We start from the raw sequence: 20,941 nt of genomic DNA, 5'->3' as shown, positions 1-20,941 counted from the left end.
TTTCAACACAAATAAAACATATTATGAGTAAAATTATTGGAATCGATTTAGGAACAACCAACTCTTGCGTGTCAGTGATGGAAGGAAATGAGCCTGTTGTTATCCCAAACGCAGAAGGTAAACGTACCACGCCATCGGTAATTGCATTTGTTGAAGGAGGCGAAATTAAAGTTGGTGACCCGGCAAAACGTCAAGCTGTAACCAACCCAACAAAAACCGTTTATTCTATTAAACGTTTTATGGGGAATAAATTTTCTGAATCTAGTAAAGAGGCAGATCGTGTACCTTATAAAGTAGTTAAAGGAGATAACGATACACCGCGTGTAGATATTGATGGTCGTTTATATACGCCACAAGAATTATCGGCTATGATTCTTCAAAAAATGAAGAAAACTGCCGAAGATTATTTAGGAACTACTGTTTCAGAGGCAGTTATTACTGTACCTGCTTACTTTAATGATAGTCAGCGTCAAGCAACTAAAGAAGCTGGAGAAATTGCAGGTTTAAAAGTACGTCGTATTATTAACGAACCTACTGCTGCTGCTTTAGCTTACGGATTAGATAAAAAAGGTAAAGATCAAAAAATTGTTGTATTTGACTTTGGTGGAGGAACACATGACGTTTCTGTACTTGAATTAGGAGACGGTGTATTTGAAGTATTATCAACAGATGGTGATACGCATTTAGGTGGTGATGATGTTGATGAAAAAATCATTAACTGGTTAGCAGATGAATTTAATGCAGAGGAAGGTATGGATTTAAGAAAAGATCCAATGTCTTTACAACGTTTAAAAGAAGCTGCTGAAAAAGCTAAGATTGAATTATCATCTTCTGCTTCAACAGAGATTAACTTACCATATATTACTGCTACTGCAAGTGGACCAAAACACTTAGTGCGTACATTAACAAAAGCTAAATTTGAGCAATTAATTGACGATTTAGTAAAACGTACAATTGCACCATGTGAGTCAGCTTTAAAAGCAGCAGGTTTAAGTAAAACAGATATTGATGAAGTTATTTTAGTAGGTGGTTCTACGCGTATCCCTGCCGTACAAGCTGCTGTAGAGAAATTCTTTGGAAAAGCACCAAGTAAAGGTGTGAATCCTGATGAAGTAGTTTCTTTGGGTGCTGGTATCCAAGGTGGTGTATTATCTGGAGATGTTAAAGATGTATTGTTATTAGACGTTACGCCTTTATCATTAGGTATTGAAACTATGGGTAATGTTATGACAAAGCTTATTGAAGCAAATACTACGATTCCTACTAAGAAATCGCAAGTATTCTCAACGGCTGCTGATAACCAACCATCTGTAGAAATCCATGTATTACAAGGTGAAAGAGCGATGGCTGCCGATAATAAAACCATTGGACGTTTCCACTTAGATGGTATTCCACCAGCAAGAAGAGGAACACCTCAAATTGAAGTAACATTTGATATTGATGCGAATGGTATTATACACGTAACAGCAACAGATAAAGCTACAAATAAAACACAAGATATTCGTATTGAAGCATCTTCTGGTTTAACTGAAGAAGAAATCAAGAAAATGAAAGCCGATGCTGAAGCAAATGCAGAAGCTGATAAAAAAGCAAAAGAAAAAGCAGAAAAATTAAATGCTGCTGATGCTATGATTTTCCAAACTGAAAGTCAGTTAAAAGAATTTGGCGAAAAATTATCAGACGATAAGAAGAAACCAATTGAAGAAGCATTGGAAGAGCTTAAAAAAGCTTATGAAACCAAAGATGTTGAAGTTATTGATCCAGCTTTAGAAAAAATTAATGAAGCTTGGAAACTAGCAAGTGAGGAAATGTACAAAGCACAGGCGGAAGCTCAAGGCGGCGCACAACCAGGACCAGATGCAAGTCAAGGAGGACAAGCAGAAAGTAGCGATGTTGAAGACGTAGACTTTGAAGAAGTAAAATAAAACCTTACTAGTCGGAAGACTAAAAGCTGAAATAAAAACAGGTTGTTCTAAATTTATGGAACAGCCTGTTTTTTTTTATATATAATTCTATTGAGTTAAAAATATGAACTAGCATGTGGATTAAAGCATGCTAGTTCAATTAGAAAAACATATTAAATTAACTTACCATCTAAATCAATTTTAATAGTCTTCTTTTGGTTAGCCTTGACTAGCTTCAACTTGTAAATTTTTTTGGCGCCTTTTGCAGCTGAATAATTAACATAATATTTGTCGCTATCTACAACCCATTCTGGATAATTTGAGTACACCACATTCTTAACAAGAGGTGTCATTATTATGTTGTGATGTACCGCATTTAACTTTAAAATTTCTCCATTCTGGTTATAAGTCGCAATCATTCGGCTTTTATCCCTATCATTATAATTTTGTTTAAATACTACTCGGTAAGTGGCATTAATAGCGCTATTATCAAAGTCATCTATGTTCGTTATGTTAAAATTTGCAGCTTTCTTGTCAAGAGTTTCTACTCTAATTGGTGTATGCTCATTATAAACAGCACTTAGATAGTTTTGATTTATTCTTGTAATAACGATATCATCAAGCTTAACATTTTTAAATTTTTCATTGAATTTAAAATTAGGGTCGTGCGATTGAGAAAAACTAAGGTTGGCAAAACCTAATAAGAATAAGCCGATTACAAGTGTTTTCATATTATTAGAATAATTAATGGGTTAACGTATTAAAAATTCTAATTTTAAGATGGTTATGACCTTTTACTAAAGAAAGAGTTCTATTTTTTGTAAAAAATAAAAATTGACTTTGGTATGATCATTTAAAATTATTAAATCAAATTTATAAAATAAATTTCCATCAACCTATTAATAATCAGTTTTTTATGTATAAATAAGTAGTTTTACGTATATTGGATAGATAGGTAGATTTTATGATTTATCTGTTTTTAAGAAAGAAGTTTTAAGATTGAATTTTGTAGAAATTAAGTAAATTCAAGCTAAAATGTTACAAAATAAAATGGGCTATTTCCATAAGAAATAGCCCATTTTTTGATAAAAGGAAATAATTAAAGGAAAACTCCATTTGGGTCGGTATTCACAGTAATAACTTGATTTTCATTTTTAATTTTCAATTTGTATTGTTGGTTCAATAAATCTTGTTCACTTTTATACTTAACTAAGTAAATACCTTCTACAATTCCCCAATTAGGAAAGCGTGTTGCAATAGCCTGCATTACAGCAAGGGGTAAACGCACATTGTTGTATTTTTCTATAGTATTTATAATTTCACCTTTTTTATTGTAAGCAGCAACAATTTCACCTTCTTGCGTGGTAAATTTAACTGTATAAATATCTTTATCACTTTCAAATAATTTACAAAGTTCGGTTGTTTTGTAGTTTAATACAGCATCCTCCAGTTTTTTAACAGGCTGTGGCGCTTCGTGTGTTTCTATGGCATTATGATATTGGTAGTTGCTAGCTATTACTGTTTTTGTTAACTCAATGGTTTGAGATTGTACTTGGAAGGTTAACCCAAAAATAAAGAACCCAAAAATTATTTTTCGCATGACTAACAATTTTATTATTTAACAAGTATAAAAATAACTGTGCACGCATAATAAAAATATGATAATTATCATGTTATCAAATAGTTATATTTAATTTGTTGTTTTTTTTTATAACTAATTGAAAATTAGGTATTATGCACGCATAATAATTTGACTTCGTATAAAAATATCGTAAAACTTAAGAGCTTTACTTTAAAAGAGGAAAGATCAATGTTTGTAAATTTATTTTTTGCTTTAAATGAAAGATATGTTTTTTGAATTACAGCCTATTAGAGAATTTATAATGTAATACTCGAAATTGGCACTTATAAATTGGAAAGCCATTCGTTTAATAGCTTATGAAGTAATGTTCCGTTACAATTAGGAACTTGTATTCTTCCTAACTGAAGCGGTGAAGATTTTTTTGTAATAATGTCGCCCGACGTTGTAAAGCCTAGCGCTATGTTGTTTTGTTTCACAATGGATAAAGTGGTATCATTAAAATTGCCATGTGGGTAAGCAATAGCATTAATTACTGCATTTTCGTAACTTTTAAGAAAACTATAATTGTTTGAAATTTCACTTAATTGAATGTCGTAAGCATGATTGGCCAAAGCAGGATGCGTTTCAGTATGCAGTCCAAAGGAAAAAAGTTTATTATTACTTAAAGTTTTAAGCTGTTCAGGAGTCATTGCAAGATTTTCATTTATAATAGAAGGAACCACATTTGCCCATGTTTTTAAATGATTTAATACTATAACTATTTTGCTAAAAGGTAGTGGTTTCAAAATATCTGATATTTGAAGATATAATTCACATCTCTTGGTAGGAGGTTTTTCAGTATAATGCCAATTTTTTTGTTTCTTTTGAATGTCCATTGTTAATGCTTCCATTTTATTAAGAAATTCAAAAGTTTCTAGATCTACTTGGAAGGTAAGTTCATCAGGTAACTCTTTAGAATGAAGAATAATTTCTTCTAGTTCGTCCCACCAAAACATCTGTTTTTTACCAATAAAATATGTGGGAACAAAAAATGTTGCAGGACAGTTATATTTTTCCAATATAGGTTTGGCATAAAAATAATTGTCTTGATAAGCATCATCAAATGTAATGTATACAGATTTTGGTTTTATTTTATTAGAATTAAATTGAGTAATGAGGTCGCTAACGGGTAAAACATTGAAGTTTTTTGTAATAGCTTTAATTTGGGATTCAAAATTATCAGGACTAACAGCTAATTGCCATGGATCTGATTTTGTTTCACATACTCTGTGGTACATCAAAACAATGGCTATTTCTTCCGAAGATTTAAAATATTTCGTTATTCGGTTTAACATGATTTTTGTTAATTTATTTTTTAGCTCGTACCGATATAATAACCTGATAATGTGGGTCGTGGTAATCCATTTGTTCTTTTTTTATTTCAGGTAAACCCATTCCGTATAAAAAAGCACTTGCAACTAAAACATTTCCATAGGTTTGTATGGAAACATTATCTTTTGGGAAATGTTCTAACATTATTTTTTCCATAGAGGCATCTGTGAAAGACCAAAGCCAATATTTCCGCCATTGATCCTGAGCAATATGGCTAATTCCCGGAACTGTTAATAATAATACACCACCTTTTTTTAAAACTCTATAACAGGTTTCTATAGCAGACTTATAATCATAAATTAAATGTAATGTTTGCGTTAGTATTATGCAATCAAAGGTGTTAGAGGGTAGGTGAGGAACATCGCTTAAGTCTCCAATATAAGTCGCCTCTTTATTAGTGTCATCAACATGTAAAATATCACTTTGTGTAAGTTTGTCACCGCCATATTTTAATGTATATTCATTATCGCCAATCTCTAAAACCTGCCCCTTAACCAATGAACTGTTTTGATTTAAAAAATTTTCTATATAATAGCGATCAATTGGGCCACCACGATCATAACCAAATTCTGTACTAAATGGCGTGGTACGATTTAAATCGCCTAAATTTATTTTGTATGGAAGTTTGTTTTTGGATTGCTTGTACAAAACATATTGAATTCGTTTTATAACTTTCAAAGGCAAAATTTTTTTTAATATATTTTTAATGTTTTGGAATAATTTAAACATGAAGAAAAGAGTCTGATTTATTTTAAATTTAGCATATAGTTTTGGCGCATTAATCATTAAAGTTTTAACTTCTTTGTTGTATGAATTAGACCTATTTGAGTTTATTTGTAACTTAAGATATTCATAAATTTTTAATGAATAGTAATCTTTTAATACAGATATTCCTTGATTATTTAATTTTTTTTCGAAATTATTCAAAAGATTTTTTTCGTTCTTGGATAAAATTAATAGTACATATTTTAGCATATCTGAATAATTCGAAGACATATTGCTACCGTGCATTCTATAAACAGCAATTAATTCAGTATGATGAAGGACTTGGTGTTTTTTAGTTATTTTAAGGTATAAGTCGAAATCTTCGCAATAAGGCAGTGAGGTATCGAATTTTAAAGAATCAAAAACCCATCGCTGATACATTACGGTGGCATGCATACCTATATAATTATTCCCCTGCAATAACTTTAAATAATGATCTTCTTTTACTACCTCTCGAACAGTTTTTGTATGGCCAGTATTTTCATAAAAAACGTTATGTCCACCAGAGATAAAAGCAATGTTTTTATGCTTTAATAAAAGATCTAAATTTGTTTTAAGAGCGTTTTCAATTAACCAGTCATCTGCATCTAAAAAAACTAAATACGCTCCTTTAGAATATTTAATACCTGTATTTCTAGCTGAAGATAAACCTGAATTTTTTTGATATATATATGTTACATCCGGATAATTATTGCATACCTTTTTTGTATTATCAACTGATCCATCATCTACAACTATAATTTCAAAAGTTTGATAAGTTTGTGAGTATACACTCTCGATAGCGTTTGCTAAAAACTGTCCATGATTATAGCAAGGAATGATAATAGAAATTAAAGGGTTTATGGTTTGTACAGGTTTTACCATTTAATAGTTATAAAGTTAATGGCGGCTTTTTTTTATTCCGATAATAAAAATTTATTCCCGAAATATATCCTTTTACTTCACTCCATAATGTTCTATAGCGAAATTTATATGTTGGAAAGCCTATTCTAAATAATAAAAGATAATACTTCGGTAAATTGAATATATACGATTTATACCCTAAATTTTCGTTTTGTTTATGTTGTAACAGTGCAGAAGCTACATGACCACGCATGTAACTATATATTTGTTTTTTTAATTGTATTATTTCTTTTCTATGTTCATGAAACACTATAGCTCTTGGGGTGTAATGAATTTTATATCCATTAATTAGCATTTTGTACCATATTTCTGAGTCTTCACTGCACCCCGATGCACCAGCTCCTAAGCGTTCATCAAAATAATTTAACTTAACCAAAACATCCTTCTTGAATGCCATGTTGGCTCCAGCTCCAATTTCCCAAACTCTTGGTACGCCTTCAGTAGAATGAATAAAATTTAAATCGAAAATAATATCCTCATAGCCTTTATTAAAACCCCAATACTTTTCAAAAATTTGTTGGCTTTCTGTATCAAGAGAGGTAGCTAAAACCAACCCAGTTAATCCATCGACTTTTCGAGATTCAAATGAGATCCAAATATTATAAGTCCATAAACTGTGCACCATAACATCATCATCTGTAAAAGCAATTATAGGGTGTTGAGCTAATTTAACTCCTAAATTTCGAGCGATAGATAATCCAGTTCTTGGTTCTCTGTGATAGATTACATTATTGAATTGATTTACAACATTCTTTGTGCTTTCGTCTGGCGGAGCATTGTCGATTACAATTATTTCAGCAGGTTTACAAATTTGATTGTTTATACTCTGAAGGCAGTTTTTTAAGCTTTCACTTCTATTGTGAGTACAAACTATAACAGAAACTTCTACTTTAGCTGGTATTTCTTTAGAAAGATAAGTAGAAAGAACTTTTGAAATTAATGCTGAGAATTTTAAGAAATCGTGGTTGTTATAGGATATTGTAATATCATGTAGCTGCTGACTTTCACAATTATAATTTTTAAGTGTTGGTAAGATAGCTTCAAGTATTTTTTCTTTAAAATTAGTATGATCATCTCTTTCAACATATAAATGTCCTAGAGGTATTTTTAGCCACCAAAAAATGAAATAATACCGATTTCCTAATTCCGGTTTAGGAATTTCGGAAATATCATTAGCGTCTAATTGAACATGACGTATTAAATAAGGAGATATTTCAGACATGAAAATTGAAGGGTTTTAATACTTTTCTATAGGGCTCGGTATAAACATATAAAATTATTACAATTATCTTTAACATGACTTGGCTGTCCTTGTGCAATTTCCAAATACTACTAATTTGATTATGTATCATCTGCTTATTTTGGTTTGAAAACCAGTAAACTAAAATCTCATCAAGCATCCAATAAACAAATTTTTTTTTAGCCATTTTAAGCTTTTTATTTTGGTCTTTTTTTGGAAGATAACTAATTATAGTTTCTATAACTTTTCCAATGTCTTTTATATTTTGTCCTGATATATAACTTTGCCAAGTAATTGAATTTTTATGTTCTCGATATTGTGCTAAGTATTCTGGTATATAGGCCATGTCGTAAACCTTAGCTATGCGAGCCCACATTTCCCAATCTTCACCATAATGCCCAATATAGAAACTACCTAATTTCTCATATACTTCTCGTTTTACAGTTATTGCAGCGTATTGTATTCGTTGATGTTCGGCCAATTTTAGCAACCAATTATCTAATACACATGGATTATTTGCTTCTAATACAGATTGGCGAGAAAGGATGCCATCGCTTTTTATATAATCCCAAGAGCTAAATGCAGCGCCTGCCGTGGGGAATTTCTCAAAAAGGTTAGTTATTGCGGTATAGTATCCATTTTTAACACGGTCATCTCCATGCAACAAGTGTATATACGTTCCTCGTGCTCTATTAATACAAGTTTCAAAATTTCTTAAACTTCCTACATTTTCCTTTTGCCGGTAATAACTCACTCGGCCTTTACCGATTGTATTTACTAGTTCTTCAACATTTGTGTCGGTACTATAATCATCTACAACTTCAATTTGCATAACCTTTTCACCTAAATCTTGTTGTAAAACACTTTGAATAGTTTCTATTAAATAATTAGAACAATTATAAGTTGGAATCATAACAGACCATAATGGGCGATGTAACCCATCTGTTATTGGTGAAATTTTTGGAGGAGATTGTGGAATTCGAGACACTTTTTTATTTTCTTTAAGTTATATAGGTTACTTTAATATTTTTTTTAATTTCATAAAAATTTTATTTTTTAAGTTATAAAAAGCAGAATAATTCAATTCTTTAAGAGCATACTTTACCATGGTATCAATTTCCGAATTTTTAATATTATTTTCCTTCAAACTTCCTTTAAACCATGTTAAATAATATTTTCTAACCTTGTTGTAATGTCCTGCGCTCTTTACTGTTTGTACAATAGAATCCTGGTGTTGTCTATACATATTATTGCACTCCGACGATACATAAACTTCTTCTTTTAAATACATTTTGCTTAAAAAGGCTTGGTCTTCGTATAATGCGAATTCACCTTTAAAGGATTCCTCAAAGTACCCAGAATTTTCAAAAGCATTTCGTTTAACCATTATGGCGGATGGGCAAGGAGCAGCCCCTTTTCCTAAGGGGTATAGATTCGTTACAAGAAATGGTGGTTTGTAAACCTTGTTACCTTCAACTCCTATTGGTATTAAAATGTTATCTTGATTGTTATCATTCCAATTAAACCAATACATCGACGCTTCAAGTAATAAACCTATATCTGGGTTGTTATTAAAAATAGCAACTTGTTGGGATAGTTTATTTGGTTGCCAAATATCATCTGCATCTAGAAAAGCGATTAAATCACCTTTAGATTTTTTTATTCCTAAATTTCTGCTAGCGCTAAGTCCTTTGTTTATATGATTATTATGGTCTAGATATTGTATTTTATCAATATATTTTTTTTCATAATTTAAAGCAATGGCAGTACTTTTGTCGTTTGAGCCATCATCAATCAAAAGTAGTTCCCAATTTTTGTAGTTTTGATTAAGCACACTTGTAATTGCTTCTTCTAGGAAGTTTTGCTCATTTAAAAAGCAAATTACAACTGAAACAAGAGGCAGTTTTTGGGAATCCATAATCGTTTATATTATTTAGATTGTTTTAGGATTACTGGAAATTTTGGTCTAACATAACCCATCCAATCACCGTACCAATTCATATTTTCTCTGTAATCTTCAACATCAAAGGATAAACATTCTTCGTAATAATAAAGTTGTTTTGAAGAATCTTCAACAAAAATAATAGAAATGTAGTAAGACCCATTGTTAAGAAAATTACCAGGGATGTTGCATTCTCCATCAATGAAACCTTTTTCAAAAAGTAAAGAATCGTTAGAAACATCAAAGATACATTCTCCTGAAAGCGTAAAAAGGTGTATTCCTGCTGCTAAAAGTATGTTATCAGAGGTATTATAAAAACGAAACTTAATAGTTAAGGGAGTTCTAATATCTATAATGGAAGATGATTCTACAAATTGAGGTTTTAATTCTACACTAAAAACTTTAATGAAATCATTACCTGGAGCATTTTTTAAGTCGGTAAATTCCTTTTTCCAACTTTTTTTTTGTAAAGTACTTAAGTAATCATTAATAACTGTTTTTGAAGTTCCCCTGGAGCGTACACTTCCCTTATCTAACCATATAGCTTTTGGACAAAGGTTACTTACTGCCTGCAAATTATGACTAACAAAAATAACAGTTCGGCCACTTTTAGTTGAGGCATCATTCATTTTACCAAGGCACTTTTTTTGAAAATCAGCATCACCTACAGCTAATACTTCATCAATAATTAGAATATCCGGCTCTAAATGAGCAGCTACTGCGAAGGCTAAACGAACATACATTCCAGAAGAATACCTTTTAACAGGGGTATCAATAAATGCTTCCACACCTGAGAAATCTACAATCTCGTCAAATTTTTTAAGTATTTCTGCTTTTTTCATTCCCAGTATATGACCGCTTACAAAAATATTCTCCCTCCCTGTAAGCTCTGCATGAAAGCCAGTACCTACCTCAAGCAAACTACTTACACGTCCTCGCCCACGAATAACGCCTTCTGTTGGTTTTACTATTCGCGATAATATTTTTAATAATGTTGATTTTCCTGCACCATTATGGCCAATTATACCAAGGGCTTCTCCTTGTTTAATTTCAAAATCAATATTTTTAAGTGCCCAAATAATTTCATTATTGTCTATCTTTTTACCTCCAGTAATATATTTATTAGGGTTTTCTTTATTCAGAATTTTATCTTCCCACCACAATTGCATATCGCGACGTAAAGATCCAGAACCTATGGTGCCTAGTTTATATAATTTAGAAATGTTTTCTGCTTTTATAACTATATCCGACATAAATTCTTATAAAATATCTATTAGTTTATCACTCATTTTGTTAAATAGCATAATTCCAAACGCTACAATAGTAATCATAAATATAGTACTGTAGGAAAGGAGGAAAATATTTAAAGTTCCAGTTCCTAAAAATGCATATCTAAAATATTCAAAAAGTGAGGATAATGGATTAATAATAACAAACCATTGCATGTTTTCAGGCACCATACTCATTGTGTAAAATATTGGGCATACAAACATGAGTAATCGTATTAAAAGATTTATTAATGCTGAAAGATCTCGATATTTTGCCGTAAGTACAGAGAAAATTAATCCTCCACCAAATCCTATGCCTGTAGTTATTATTATAATTGGGAAAATTAAAAGGATATTAGCAATATTAAAATTTAAATTACCTTGAAGTACCAAGAATAGATAAGTTGCAAACAGTAAAATTAGTTGAACGGCAAATAATAATAATTGAAGCCAAAGTGTAGAAATTGCAACAACAACTCTAGGGAAATATACTTTTGAAAATATTTCGGCATTGAGAGAAAACGTTTTTGAAGTTTGTAAAAACACTTCCGAAAAGAGGTTCCAAAGTGTGATACCAATTAAGTTGAATAGGAAAGGTGGTACATTTCCAGTAGAAATTCCAATTACATTATTAAAAACAAGTACATAAATTAATACAGTTAATAAAGGTTGAAGTAATGCCCAGAATGGACCCAAAAGTGTTTGCTGATATAACCCAAGGAACTCTTTTCTAGCTAATTGCAGAATTAAATCTTTATAAGCGTAAAGTTCCTTTAAGTTGATATTCCACCATGAGGTTTCTGGCCTAATTTCCCATTCCCAATTTAAAGTTTCGGGGTTAATTACTTTTTTGTTCATTCATTGTAGGGATTAAAAATTCCTCCATAATATGTTTTTTTGTACGCACCCAAAATTTTTCAATTTGTTTATACCTTAAAATATACATGGCATAAAAACGAATTATCCATAATAAAATATTAAAACTCCTACTCATACTCCAAGCTCCTTTAATTTGCCTAAATGCGGCCTCTTTATTATCCAAGAGTAAACCATTAGCCACTTTTATACAATATTTAGCATAGTATTCTGAGGATGATTTTTTTATACCGATTCGTTTATCTAAAGGTAAATAGTTCTGTATTATATCTATAACCTTTCTAATATCTTCAACATTTTGACCTGTTCTAAAACTATTATGACTTATTCCAACACCGTGAGAGACTCTATAATTAGCAAGATACTTAGGCGAATAAGCTATAGGGAACTTGGATGCTATTCTGGTCCACATTTCCCAGTCTTCTCCAAAATGTACAGCAAAAAAGCCACCCAACGTTTCATAAGTTGTACGTTTTACAACCATGGCAGGAGGTTGAACAAGTTGTTTTTCCGCAATCTTTTCAACAAAGTTTGGTATTACCCCTGAGTAATCTAAAACACTTTCATTTTTTACAGCTACTATACTATTCTCATTGTTAATGTAATGAAAATTGGTGAAAGCGGCGCCTGCTTCTGGATATTCATTAAACAAAGTTTCAATTTCGTTATAGAAACCATATTCAATGGTATCATCACCATGTAAAAGATGAATATACTTTCCTTTAGAACGATTTAAACAAGTTTCAAAATTTCTTAAACTACCAACATTCTCTTTTTGTCTGAAATAACGAACCCGTCCTTGTCCAATTTCATTAACGAGTTTTTCAACGTCGCCATCGGTGCTACAGTCATCAACTACTTCAATTTGTGTTAAATTGATATTATAATCCTGATTTAGTACACTAATCAAAGTGTCCTCAAGATAATTAAAACAATTAAAAACGGGAATCATTATAGACCATATAATGACATCATTACCATTATACACTGCTATTTTGGGTGGTTGTTCAGGAATTCTTTTAAGCATTCTAGAACTGAACTATGTTTATTTTAATGTAAAACACAATAAATATGAATAAAACAACAAAATTAAAAGAAGAATAAGAAAAATAAAACATATTTAGTTAAATTATTAGTATTATCAACTTTTGAAAGTTTTTGGTCGATAAACAAACAAAATTACCAAAATCGGTTACGCTTTTTTTTGTAAATCTACGAATGACAAATAATGATTTAAGTTAAATACAAATGATGTTCGTTTTCACACTCAATAGTTGAATTATTATTAAAATTAGCTTTATCAAGTTTTTTATTATGCTTATTGGATACTATAAAATTATGCATGCATAATATTTGCTATATTTGTTGAAATCGTTTTCAAGTTATTTATGAAACTCACGGACCTTTTAAATATAAAATATCCTATTATTCAGGCACCCATGTTTTTGGTTTCAAATACGGCCATGGTTATTGAAGCGATGAAAAGTGGAATAGCAGGTTGCATTCCTGCACTAAACTACAGATCGCTTGAAGATTTAAAAATAGCCATGCAAGAGCTAAAAGAAGCTAAAGTTGAAGGCGGTTCGTATGGTTTTAATCTGATAGTTAATAAATCCAATATCAAATATAAAGACCAACTGCGGGTACTTTGTGAAGAGGGGTGTGATTTTATAATAACTTCTTTAGGAAGTCCGGAAGAAACGATAAACCAAGCTCACAAAGCAGGTATTAAAGTGTTTTGTGATGTAGTAGATTTAAAGTTTGCAAAAAAAGTTGAAAGTTTAGGTGCAGATGCTATTATCGCAGTAAATAATAAGGCAGGAGGGCATAGAGGTCACCTTCCACCAGAAACCTTAATAAAGGAGTTAGCTGCTAATTGTAGTATTCCAATTATATCTGCTGGTGGTGTTGGTTGTAAAGCTGATATTGATGAAATGCTAAGCTATGGTGCTTCTGGTGTTTCTGTAGGAAGCCCTTTCATAGCGTCGATTGAAGCCAATGTTACTCAGGAATATAAACAAGCTTGTGTAGATTATGGTGCTAAAGATATTGTAATGACCGAGCGTATTTCTGGAACACCTTGTACTGTTATAAATACACCTTATGTTCAAAAAATTGGCACTAAACAAACTTGGTTAGAGTCTGTTTTAAATAAAAATAAACGTTTAAAAAAGTGGGTGAAAATGGTTCGTTTCATGATTGGAATGAATGCTACAAAAAAAGCGGCTACGCAGGCAACCTACAAAACTGTTTGGGTTGCTGGACCCAGTATAGAATATACCAGTGATATTTTATCTACAAAGGATATCATTAAGAATCTTACACAATAGTAAATTGTAAGGTTTATTCTTCAAATTTTTAAAAAGTATAATGGTTTAAACTATTGAATTAGAGTGCGTTCTGGTATAATAAATTAACAGGTGTTTTATTTCCAATTTTAATTAAATTAATACTATTATTCTCTTTACTTTTATTTCAAATATATTTTTAATTACACAAGAAGAAATATATTAGCATTTTTAATAAAATTTCTAAACTAAAATTATGAATTCTGAAAATTCAACCACTAAATGGGGTCAATTTATTCCGCTCGTTACCGTTTTCTTTTTCTGGGGGTTCGTTGCAGCAAGTAACGATATTTTAATACCAGTTTTTAAAAAAGCATTTGACTTAACTCAAGGAGAAAGTCAGCTTGTTTCTCTTGCATTTTATATTGCCTACACTGTAGGTTCACTTATATACATGGGGATTTCATTAATAATAAAACAAGACATTATAAATAAAATTGGTTATAAAAACGGACTTGTTTTAGGTTTAATTATTTCAGCTCTTGGAACTTTATTGTTTTATCCAGCTGCAAATACGGGTTCCTTTCCTTTAATGTTATCCGGATTGTTTATTGTTGCGCTAGGGTTTTCACTTCAGCAAACTGTAGCTAACCCGTTAGCTATTGCACTCGGACCTATTTCAACAGGTTCTCAACGTTTAACTTTAGCAGGAGGTATCAATAATTTTGGAACTACTATTGGACCGCTTATTGTTAGTTTTGCAATTTTTGGTTCATCCGTTGGGAAAACAACCAATATGAGTATTGAAAGTGTTAAAATTCCTTATTTAGTATTAGGCTTGGCATTTTTATTGGTGGCAATTTTGCTAAAATTTTCATCTTTACCTGATAAACCAGAAGCTATAGTTGAAGAGGAGGGTACTGTAGATAAATCAAGATCATCTGCTTTAAAATATCCACAGTTGGTTTTAGGGATGATAGGTATTTTTGTTTATGTTGGGGTAGAGGTGTCTACCGCAAGTAATTTACCAGCGTATATGGAATACGACCTCGGATTTGAAATTTCGGATATTGCACCATACATCTCATTGTATTGGGCTAGTTTAATGATTGGTCGTTGGACGGGGGCTGTTGAAGCTTTTACTAACGATATTAGTAAACGAAAAGTTTTACGTTTTATAGCACCATACTTGGCTTTTGGCGTGTTTTTGGCTGTAAATGCTATTGCAAATCATGACCTAACACCTTTTTATGTATATGCTTTAATTATTTTAGTTTTAATTGGGGCAGATATAGCCAGTAAAGGTAATCCAGCTCGTATGTTGCTAATTTTTGCACTTTTAGGTATAACAGCAATAGGAATTGGCATGTCAACTTCGGGTATGATTAGTGTTTATGCTTTTACCAGTGTTGGTTTGTTTTGTAGTACCTTATGGCCTTGTATTTTCACATTGGCTGTTAGTGGATTAGGAAAAAACACAAGTCAAGGAAGTAGTTTTTTAATTATGATGATTATGGGAGGTGGTGTTATAAGTTGGTTACAAGGATACGTTTCAGAAAGTATCGGGATTCAAGCAAGTTATATAGTAGGAATTCTTTGTTTTGCTTACTTAGCATTTTATGCATGGAGAGTTAAAGGGATATTAAGAAGTCAAGGTATAACTTTTGAAGAAAAAATTGCAGGTGGTCATTAATTTTAAGGCTTAAATTAAACACAAAAATTCTAATGCACTACAACTAAAGTTTTTTTCCGTTTACCAGAGTTTTTGCCAACAAACAAACTAAGAGTTACACTCGCCATTATGCCACCAATGGTTGTAGCTGCTGCATCGCCATTATCAAATTTAGCAATATCGTGGGTACTGTCATATACCTCTTTACCAACACCAACAAGGGTAGAGGCTGCAATGCCATACCAAAAAGCTTTCTTTTTATTTTTAGTATTAGCATAAACAATTGTGTAAGTTGTAGCAGATATTGCTGCCCCAGCCAGAATATGTAACTCACCTTTATGTGAAATAAATTGTGCATTAGCATAAATTGTTAAAGAAAAAAAGAATACGAAAAAAAGGGTTAAATGTTTCATTCATTTTTGGGTTAAAAAGGATATGTTGAAAAAAGGTGTCTTTTTTATTCTTACAAAAAAAAGAATATTATTTATTTAATGAATAAAAATTGAAAAATAAATTTTTCAATTTTTATAAAATAATAGTTTGATTTATAGAATATTAAACTAGGTGTGGTTTAAAAAATAGCTTAAAAATTTAGGAGTTTTCTCATTTAATATCATGTACTTTTACTCATATTTTAAGATTATTTTCAAGGTGAAATAATGGTATGGTTATCTAAGCATTTTGTAATTTTACAGCTGTGATTAATTATAAAAAAAATCTATGCAATTAAATAAAGAAGCCGTTATAGCAAAGGCAAATGCAGCTTGTAAAAATACACTAATGGAAACTTTAAATATTGAAGTGATTGACTTCGGTGACGATTTTCTAGTGGCCAGAATGCCTGTAAATAGTAGGGTATATCAACCTGATGGTGTATTACACGGTGGTGCTACAGCTGCTTTAGCAGAAAGTGTAGGAAGTTTTGCATCACATATTTTTGTTGATACAGAAAAGTATTTTGTACGAGGCATAGAAATTTCTGCAAATCACTTAAAAAGTATTAAGGAAGGTTATGTTTTTGCAAAAGCAACCTTCATTCATAAAGGCAGAACCACCCAATTGCTGGATATTAAAGTCACAGACGAGTTTAATAACTTAATTTCAGTTTGTAAATTATCTACTATTTCATTACCAAAAAGATCTAGATAATGACTTTTGATGATTTTTTTGCACGTATTGAAACTCAATACAACGCCCAATTACCTTTTGTTGCTTACCGAAAACCAAGAGAAACTCAAGTAAATGGATTATTACAGCAAACAAAACAGTTACATGTAGTAAATGACTTTACAGAGAAAGGTTTCGTATTTGCTCCTTTTGATGATGAAGCTCCATCAGTATTAATACCCATGAATGTATCAAAAGGTTTATCTGCCAATATTCCATTAGAAGGGGAAAAGGTTAGTCAAATGTTGAGTAGTGAGATTTCGCTCGAAGATAAAAGGCTTCATATAAAACTAGTAGATAAAGGCATTGATGCAATAAAAAAAAGTGAATTCGAAAAAGTGGTATTGTCTCGAGAAGAAACCGTAAATCTCTCCGAAGCATCGCCTTTTTCAATTTTCATAAACCTTTTGAATACCTATCCACAAGCATTTGTTTATTGTTGGTACCATCCAAAAATAGGATTGTGGCTAGGTGCAACTCCAGAAACACTTATTAAAATTGGCGGTAACCAATTTTCTATTATGGCCTTGGCAGGAACGCAAGTTTATAAAGATACTCTAAAAGTTAATTGGGGAACTAAAGAATATGAAGAACAGCAGTATGTAACAGACTTTATAGTAAATAGTTTAAAGCCTCTTGTTGATAGTTTTAAAGTATCAAATACCGAAACTGTTAAGGCTGGTAATTTATTGCACTTAAAAACCATGATTTCGGCAAGTCTTAAAGCTAGTTCCAATTTAAAAACGCTTATTTCAGCAATACACCCAACACCTGCTGTTTGCGGTTTGCCAAAATTGAAAGCTAAACAATTCATTTTAGAAAATGAAAATTATAATAGGGCATTTTACACAGGGTATTTAGGAGAGTTAAATATGGAAACCATTGTAAAACCTCGGTCTGGAAGACGAAATATTGAAAATAGAGCTTACACCATAACTAAAAACAATACGCAACTTTATGTTAATTTGAGATGTATGCAATTAGTTGAAAAAACAGCCATTATTTATGTTGGAGGAGGTATAACCGCTGGTTCTGAGTCAGATAAAGAATGGGAAGAAACAGTATCGAAATCTTTAATTATTAAAAATATCTTGTAAATAGCTTATTTTAAGCCCTATTTATTACTTTTACATAATATTTAATGTATATGATTTATCCAAAAATTCCGCTTGCACAAACTGTTATCGAGCTTTTTAAAGCTAAAGGAATAAAGCATATTGTTATTTCTCCAGGTAGTAGAAATGCACCTTTAACCATAGGGTTTACAAATAACCCTTTCTTTACATGCTACAGTATTGTAGATGAGCGAAGTGCTGGTTTTTTTGCACTTGGAATTGCACAACAATTAAAAATGCCTACTGCAGTTGTTTGTACTTCAGGTAGTGCATTGGTAAACTATTATCCAGCGGTTACTGAAGCTTATTTTAGTAATATTCCTTTGGTAGTTTTATCTGCAGACCGGCCTAAACATTTAATAGGTATAGGCGATGGTCAAACCATTAATCAAAAAAACATTTTTGAAAACCATATTTTATACTCTGTAAATTTAAAACTGGATATTAAAGACGAAAATAATATTCCAGAAAATGAAGATTTACCGATGTTGAAAAACTTAGAAGGGAAATTAGAGCGTTTTTTAGGTTTGCAAAAAGATATTCAAACACATAACGAAGAGGAAATTAATGAAGCCTTAAATTTTACTTTATTAAAGAAAGGACCAGTTCATATTAATATTCCTTTTGATGAACCTCTTTATGAAACTGTTGAAAAATTACGAGTAAACCCAAAAGCCAAAAAGCCAGTTCAAAAACCTAAAGTGATTGAGGAATATGTGTTGAATGAATGTTTGGAAGATTGGAATTCAGCTGTAAAGAAAATGATACTTGTAGGTGCCAATTATCCTAATGAAATTGAGCAGAAATGGCTTAATGAGTTGGCAGAAGATGATAGTGTTATTGTATTTACAGAATCCACTTCTAATATTCATAATGACAGCTTCTTTCCGTCTATCGATCAAATTATCGAACCACTAACCGAAGAAGAGAAGAAAGCACTTCAACCAGAAATTCTATTAACTTTTGGAGGTTTAATAGTCTCTAAAAAAATAAAAACGATATTACGTAAATTTCAACCTAAATATCATTGGCATATAGATGAAAAAATGGCGAATGACACATTTTTTTGCCTTAGAAACCATATAGAGGTGTCTCCAAATCAGTTTTTTGCAACTTTTTTACCTAAAATAACCCATTACGTTAAAAGTAATTATTTTGCAACTTGGGATGCCATAAAAAAACAACGCTTAAAAAAGCATGAAGAATATTTAAAAACGGCTCCATTTTCCGATTTAAAGGTTTTTGAAATGCTTTTCAATAACATTCCAGACAATTACATACTTCAAATGGGAAACAGTTCGGCCATTCGTTATTCCCAACTCTTCAAACTTAACAAATCATTAGAAGTGTTTTGCAATAGGGGTACTAGCGGTATTGATGGTTGTACTTCTACAGCTATTGGTTGTGCGGTAGTAAATAGCAAACCTACAACTTTAATAACGGGTGATTTAAGTTTTTTATACGATAGTAATGCGCTATGGAATAATTATATTCCGAATAACTTTAGAATTATAGTTATAAACAATCAAGGTGGTGGTATTTTCAGGATTTTGCCAGGAAATAAAAATACAGACAATTTTGAAACATTTTTTGAAACCACCCATAAATTAGATGCAAGACATTTGTGTAGAATGTATGGTATAACATATAAAAGTGTTTTAAAAGAGAAACCTTTGGAATACTATTTAAAAGAATTTTTTGAACCAGGTGATCGACCTAAATTATTAGAAATATTTACACCAAGAGAAATTAACGACGAAGTTTTATTACAGTATTTTGAATATTTAAAATAAAATTATTCAGACTTTCCTTTTTAATTGTGTCTTAAAATAGTTATCTTTAATACAGCTATCTATTTAGATATTTTATTAACACTTTAAACAAGAATTTATTATGAGTAAACGTGATGAACTTATTGCAAAATATGCTGCAGATTTAAAAGAAAAATGTGGCGTAACTGCAGATATGGATCTTTTAACCAAAGTAACTATTGGTTGCGGACCATCAATTTACAATGCTGATGCTGCAACCGTTTCAGGATCAGATGAATCTGAATTAGCAACCGTTAAGAACAATTTTTTAATTAAGAAATTAGGCTTAAAAGATGGCCCAGAGTTGGATAATGGTATTAATGCTGTTATTGAACAATATGGAAAATCTAACCGCAATAAATATAGAGCAGTCGTTTACTATCTATTAACTAAGCACTTTAAAATGGAATCTGCTTATTAAATTAATCAGATAATTTATAATTTCAAACACCACTTCAAATGTGGTGTTTTTTTTGCTTAAAATCTTATTTCTAAAAGCGGAGGTATCTTTATTCTCGTATCTCATAAAATATTACCTTTGCAGCATGATAAAAATTGGGCAAGTAAATACATTAGAAATTCTGCGTGAAACAGATCACGGCGCTTATTTAGTAGATGAAGATGGTAATGAGGTGTTATTACCTAACAGATATGTACCGGAGTCTTTTAAAATTTGGGACAAGTTAGACGTTTTTGTGTATTTAGATAACGAGGAACGCCCCGTGGCTACTACCGATATGCCTTATATTATGGTTGGTGAGTTTGCGTTATTGCGCTGCAATGCTGTTACCGAATTTGGTGCGTTTTTAGATTGGGGCTTGGTTAAAGAACTATTTTGTCCATTTAAAGAACAGGCATTTAAAATGAAACCGAAAGGCTGGTATTTAGTGTACTGTTATTTAGATGAAAAAACGGGTAGGTTGGCCGCATCGAGTAAAACCAATAGTTTTTTAGACAATAAAGTATTAACGGTAAGTGAATTTGATGAAGTTGATTTGATAGTATCGCATCCTTCGGATATTGGAATGAATGTTATT

General features: G+C 31.3%; 19 protein-coding genes. 8 read left to right on the top strand and 11 right to left on the bottom strand.

Translation table 11 applies throughout. The annotated features are described in order from the left end of the window. Positions 1–23: 23 nt before the first annotated feature. Positions 24–1,925 (top strand): molecular chaperone DnaK, encoded by a 1,902-nt coding sequence (gene dnaK, locus ABYI63_RS11830; RefSeq protein ID WP_372756561.1) that lies wholly within the window; start codon positions 24–26, stop codon positions 1,923–1,925. 152 nt (positions 1,926–2,077) lie between these two features. Here the strand turns inward: dnaK and ABYI63_RS11825 are convergent, their stop codons facing one another. The 10 genes from ABYI63_RS11825 to ABYI63_RS11780 form a co-directional block, all read right to left on the bottom strand. Then, a complete protein-coding gene (locus ABYI63_RS11825) occupies positions 2,078–2,635 on the bottom strand; it encodes a hypothetical protein (RefSeq protein WP_372756560.1) in 558 nt (185 codons plus the stop codon). A gap of 368 nt (positions 2,636–3,003) precedes the next feature. Next, a complete protein-coding gene (locus ABYI63_RS11820) occupies positions 3,004–3,504 on the bottom strand; it encodes a nicotinate-nucleotide adenylyltransferase (RefSeq protein ID WP_372756559.1) in 501 nt (166 codons plus the stop codon). A 305-nt stretch (positions 3,505–3,809) separates the two neighbouring features. After that, complete coding sequence (locus tag ABYI63_RS11815; protein ID WP_372756558.1) at positions 3,810–4,820, bottom strand: polysaccharide deacetylase family protein; 1,011 nt, start codon at positions 4,818–4,820, stop codon at positions 3,810–3,812. A 13-nt stretch (positions 4,821–4,833) separates the two neighbouring features. Further along, entirely contained in the window at positions 4,834–6,486 is a 1,653-nt protein-coding gene (locus tag ABYI63_RS11810) for a glycosyltransferase (protein ID WP_372756557.1), read from the bottom strand. 7 nt (positions 6,487–6,493) lie between these two features. Continuing rightward, positions 6,494–7,747 (bottom strand): glycosyltransferase family 2 protein, encoded by a 1,254-nt coding sequence (locus ABYI63_RS11805; RefSeq protein ID WP_372756556.1) that lies wholly within the window; start codon positions 7,745–7,747, stop codon positions 6,494–6,496. Further along, positions 7,740–8,753 carry a glycosyltransferase family 2 protein gene (locus tag ABYI63_RS11800; RefSeq protein ID WP_372756555.1) on the bottom strand — a complete coding sequence of 338 codons (1,014 nt, stop codon included), beginning with the start codon at positions 8,751–8,753 and terminating at the stop codon, positions 7,740–7,742. Before ABYI63_RS11800 ends, ABYI63_RS11805 begins: the two co-directional genes overlap by 8 nt. 27 nt (positions 8,754–8,780) lie before the next feature. Then, complete coding sequence (locus ABYI63_RS11795) at positions 8,781–9,683, bottom strand: glycosyltransferase family 2 protein (protein ID WP_372756554.1); 903 nt, start codon at positions 9,681–9,683, stop codon at positions 8,781–8,783. An 11-nt stretch (positions 9,684–9,694) separates the two neighbouring features. Further along, positions 9,695–10,960 carry an ABC transporter ATP-binding protein gene (locus ABYI63_RS11790; RefSeq protein ID WP_372756553.1) on the bottom strand — a complete coding sequence of 422 codons (1,266 nt, stop codon included), beginning with the start codon at positions 10,958–10,960 and terminating at the stop codon, positions 9,695–9,697. Between the two features lie 6 nt (positions 10,961–10,966). Then, positions 10,967–11,833 carry an ABC transporter permease gene (locus ABYI63_RS11785; RefSeq protein ID WP_372756552.1) on the bottom strand — a complete coding sequence of 289 codons (867 nt, stop codon included), beginning with the start codon at positions 11,831–11,833 and terminating at the stop codon, positions 10,967–10,969. After that, positions 11,814–12,878 (bottom strand): glycosyltransferase, encoded by a 1,065-nt coding sequence (locus ABYI63_RS11780; protein WP_372756551.1) that lies wholly within the window; start codon positions 12,876–12,878, stop codon positions 11,814–11,816. The genes ABYI63_RS11785 and ABYI63_RS11780 overlap by 20 nt, the downstream gene beginning before the upstream one ends. Positions 12,879–13,239: 361 nt before the next feature. On the opposite strand from ABYI63_RS11780, the gene ABYI63_RS11775 reads away from it, so the two are divergent. Then, positions 13,240–14,181 (top strand): NAD(P)H-dependent flavin oxidoreductase, encoded by a 942-nt coding sequence (locus ABYI63_RS11775; RefSeq protein ID WP_372756550.1) that lies wholly within the window; start codon positions 13,240–13,242, stop codon positions 14,179–14,181. Positions 14,182–14,395: 214 nt separating this feature from the next. Then, entirely contained in the window at positions 14,396–15,832 is a 1,437-nt protein-coding gene (locus tag ABYI63_RS11770) for an MFS transporter (protein WP_372756549.1), read from the top strand. Between the two features lie 29 nt (positions 15,833–15,861). On the opposite strand, the gene ABYI63_RS11765 is transcribed toward ABYI63_RS11770, so the two are convergent. Next, on the bottom strand, positions 15,862–16,224 hold the full coding sequence (locus ABYI63_RS11765; RefSeq protein ID WP_372756548.1) for a hypothetical protein: 363 nt from the start codon (positions 16,222–16,224) through the stop codon (positions 15,862–15,864). Positions 16,225–16,531: 307 nt separating this feature from the next. Between ABYI63_RS11765 and ABYI63_RS11760 the strand changes: the two genes are divergently transcribed. From ABYI63_RS11760 to ABYI63_RS11740, 5 genes are all read left to right on the top strand, one after another. Continuing rightward, a complete protein-coding gene (locus ABYI63_RS11760) occupies positions 16,532–16,960 on the top strand; it encodes a PaaI family thioesterase (protein WP_372756547.1) in 429 nt (142 codons plus the stop codon). Beyond that, positions 16,960–18,075 (top strand): chorismate-binding protein, encoded by a 1,116-nt coding sequence (locus ABYI63_RS11755; RefSeq protein WP_372756546.1) that lies wholly within the window; start codon positions 16,960–16,962, stop codon positions 18,073–18,075. Before ABYI63_RS11760 ends, ABYI63_RS11755 begins: the two co-directional genes overlap by 1 nt. Before the next feature lie 50 nt (positions 18,076–18,125). Next, positions 18,126–19,886, top strand: a complete 1,761-nt coding sequence (gene menD, locus ABYI63_RS11750; protein ID WP_372756545.1) for a 2-succinyl-5-enolpyruvyl-6-hydroxy-3-cyclohexene-1-carboxylate synthase — start codon at positions 18,126–18,128, stop codon at positions 19,884–19,886. 100 nt (positions 19,887–19,986) lie between these two features. Beyond that, positions 19,987–20,325, top strand: a complete 339-nt coding sequence (locus ABYI63_RS11745) for a DUF2853 family protein (RefSeq protein WP_372756544.1) — start codon at positions 19,987–19,989, stop codon at positions 20,323–20,325. Positions 20,326–20,449: 124 nt separating this feature from the next. Beyond that, positions 20,450–20,941: S1-like domain-containing RNA-binding protein (locus tag ABYI63_RS11740; RefSeq protein ID WP_372756543.1), on the top strand; the 492-nt coding region annotated here is incomplete at its 3' end.

The sequence above is a fragment of the Mariniflexile sp. genome, from assembly GCF_041583155.1.
GTDB lineage: Bacteria > Bacteroidota > Bacteroidia > Flavobacteriales > Flavobacteriaceae > Mariniflexile.
This window is presented reverse-complemented; position numbering and strand designations above follow the sequence as displayed.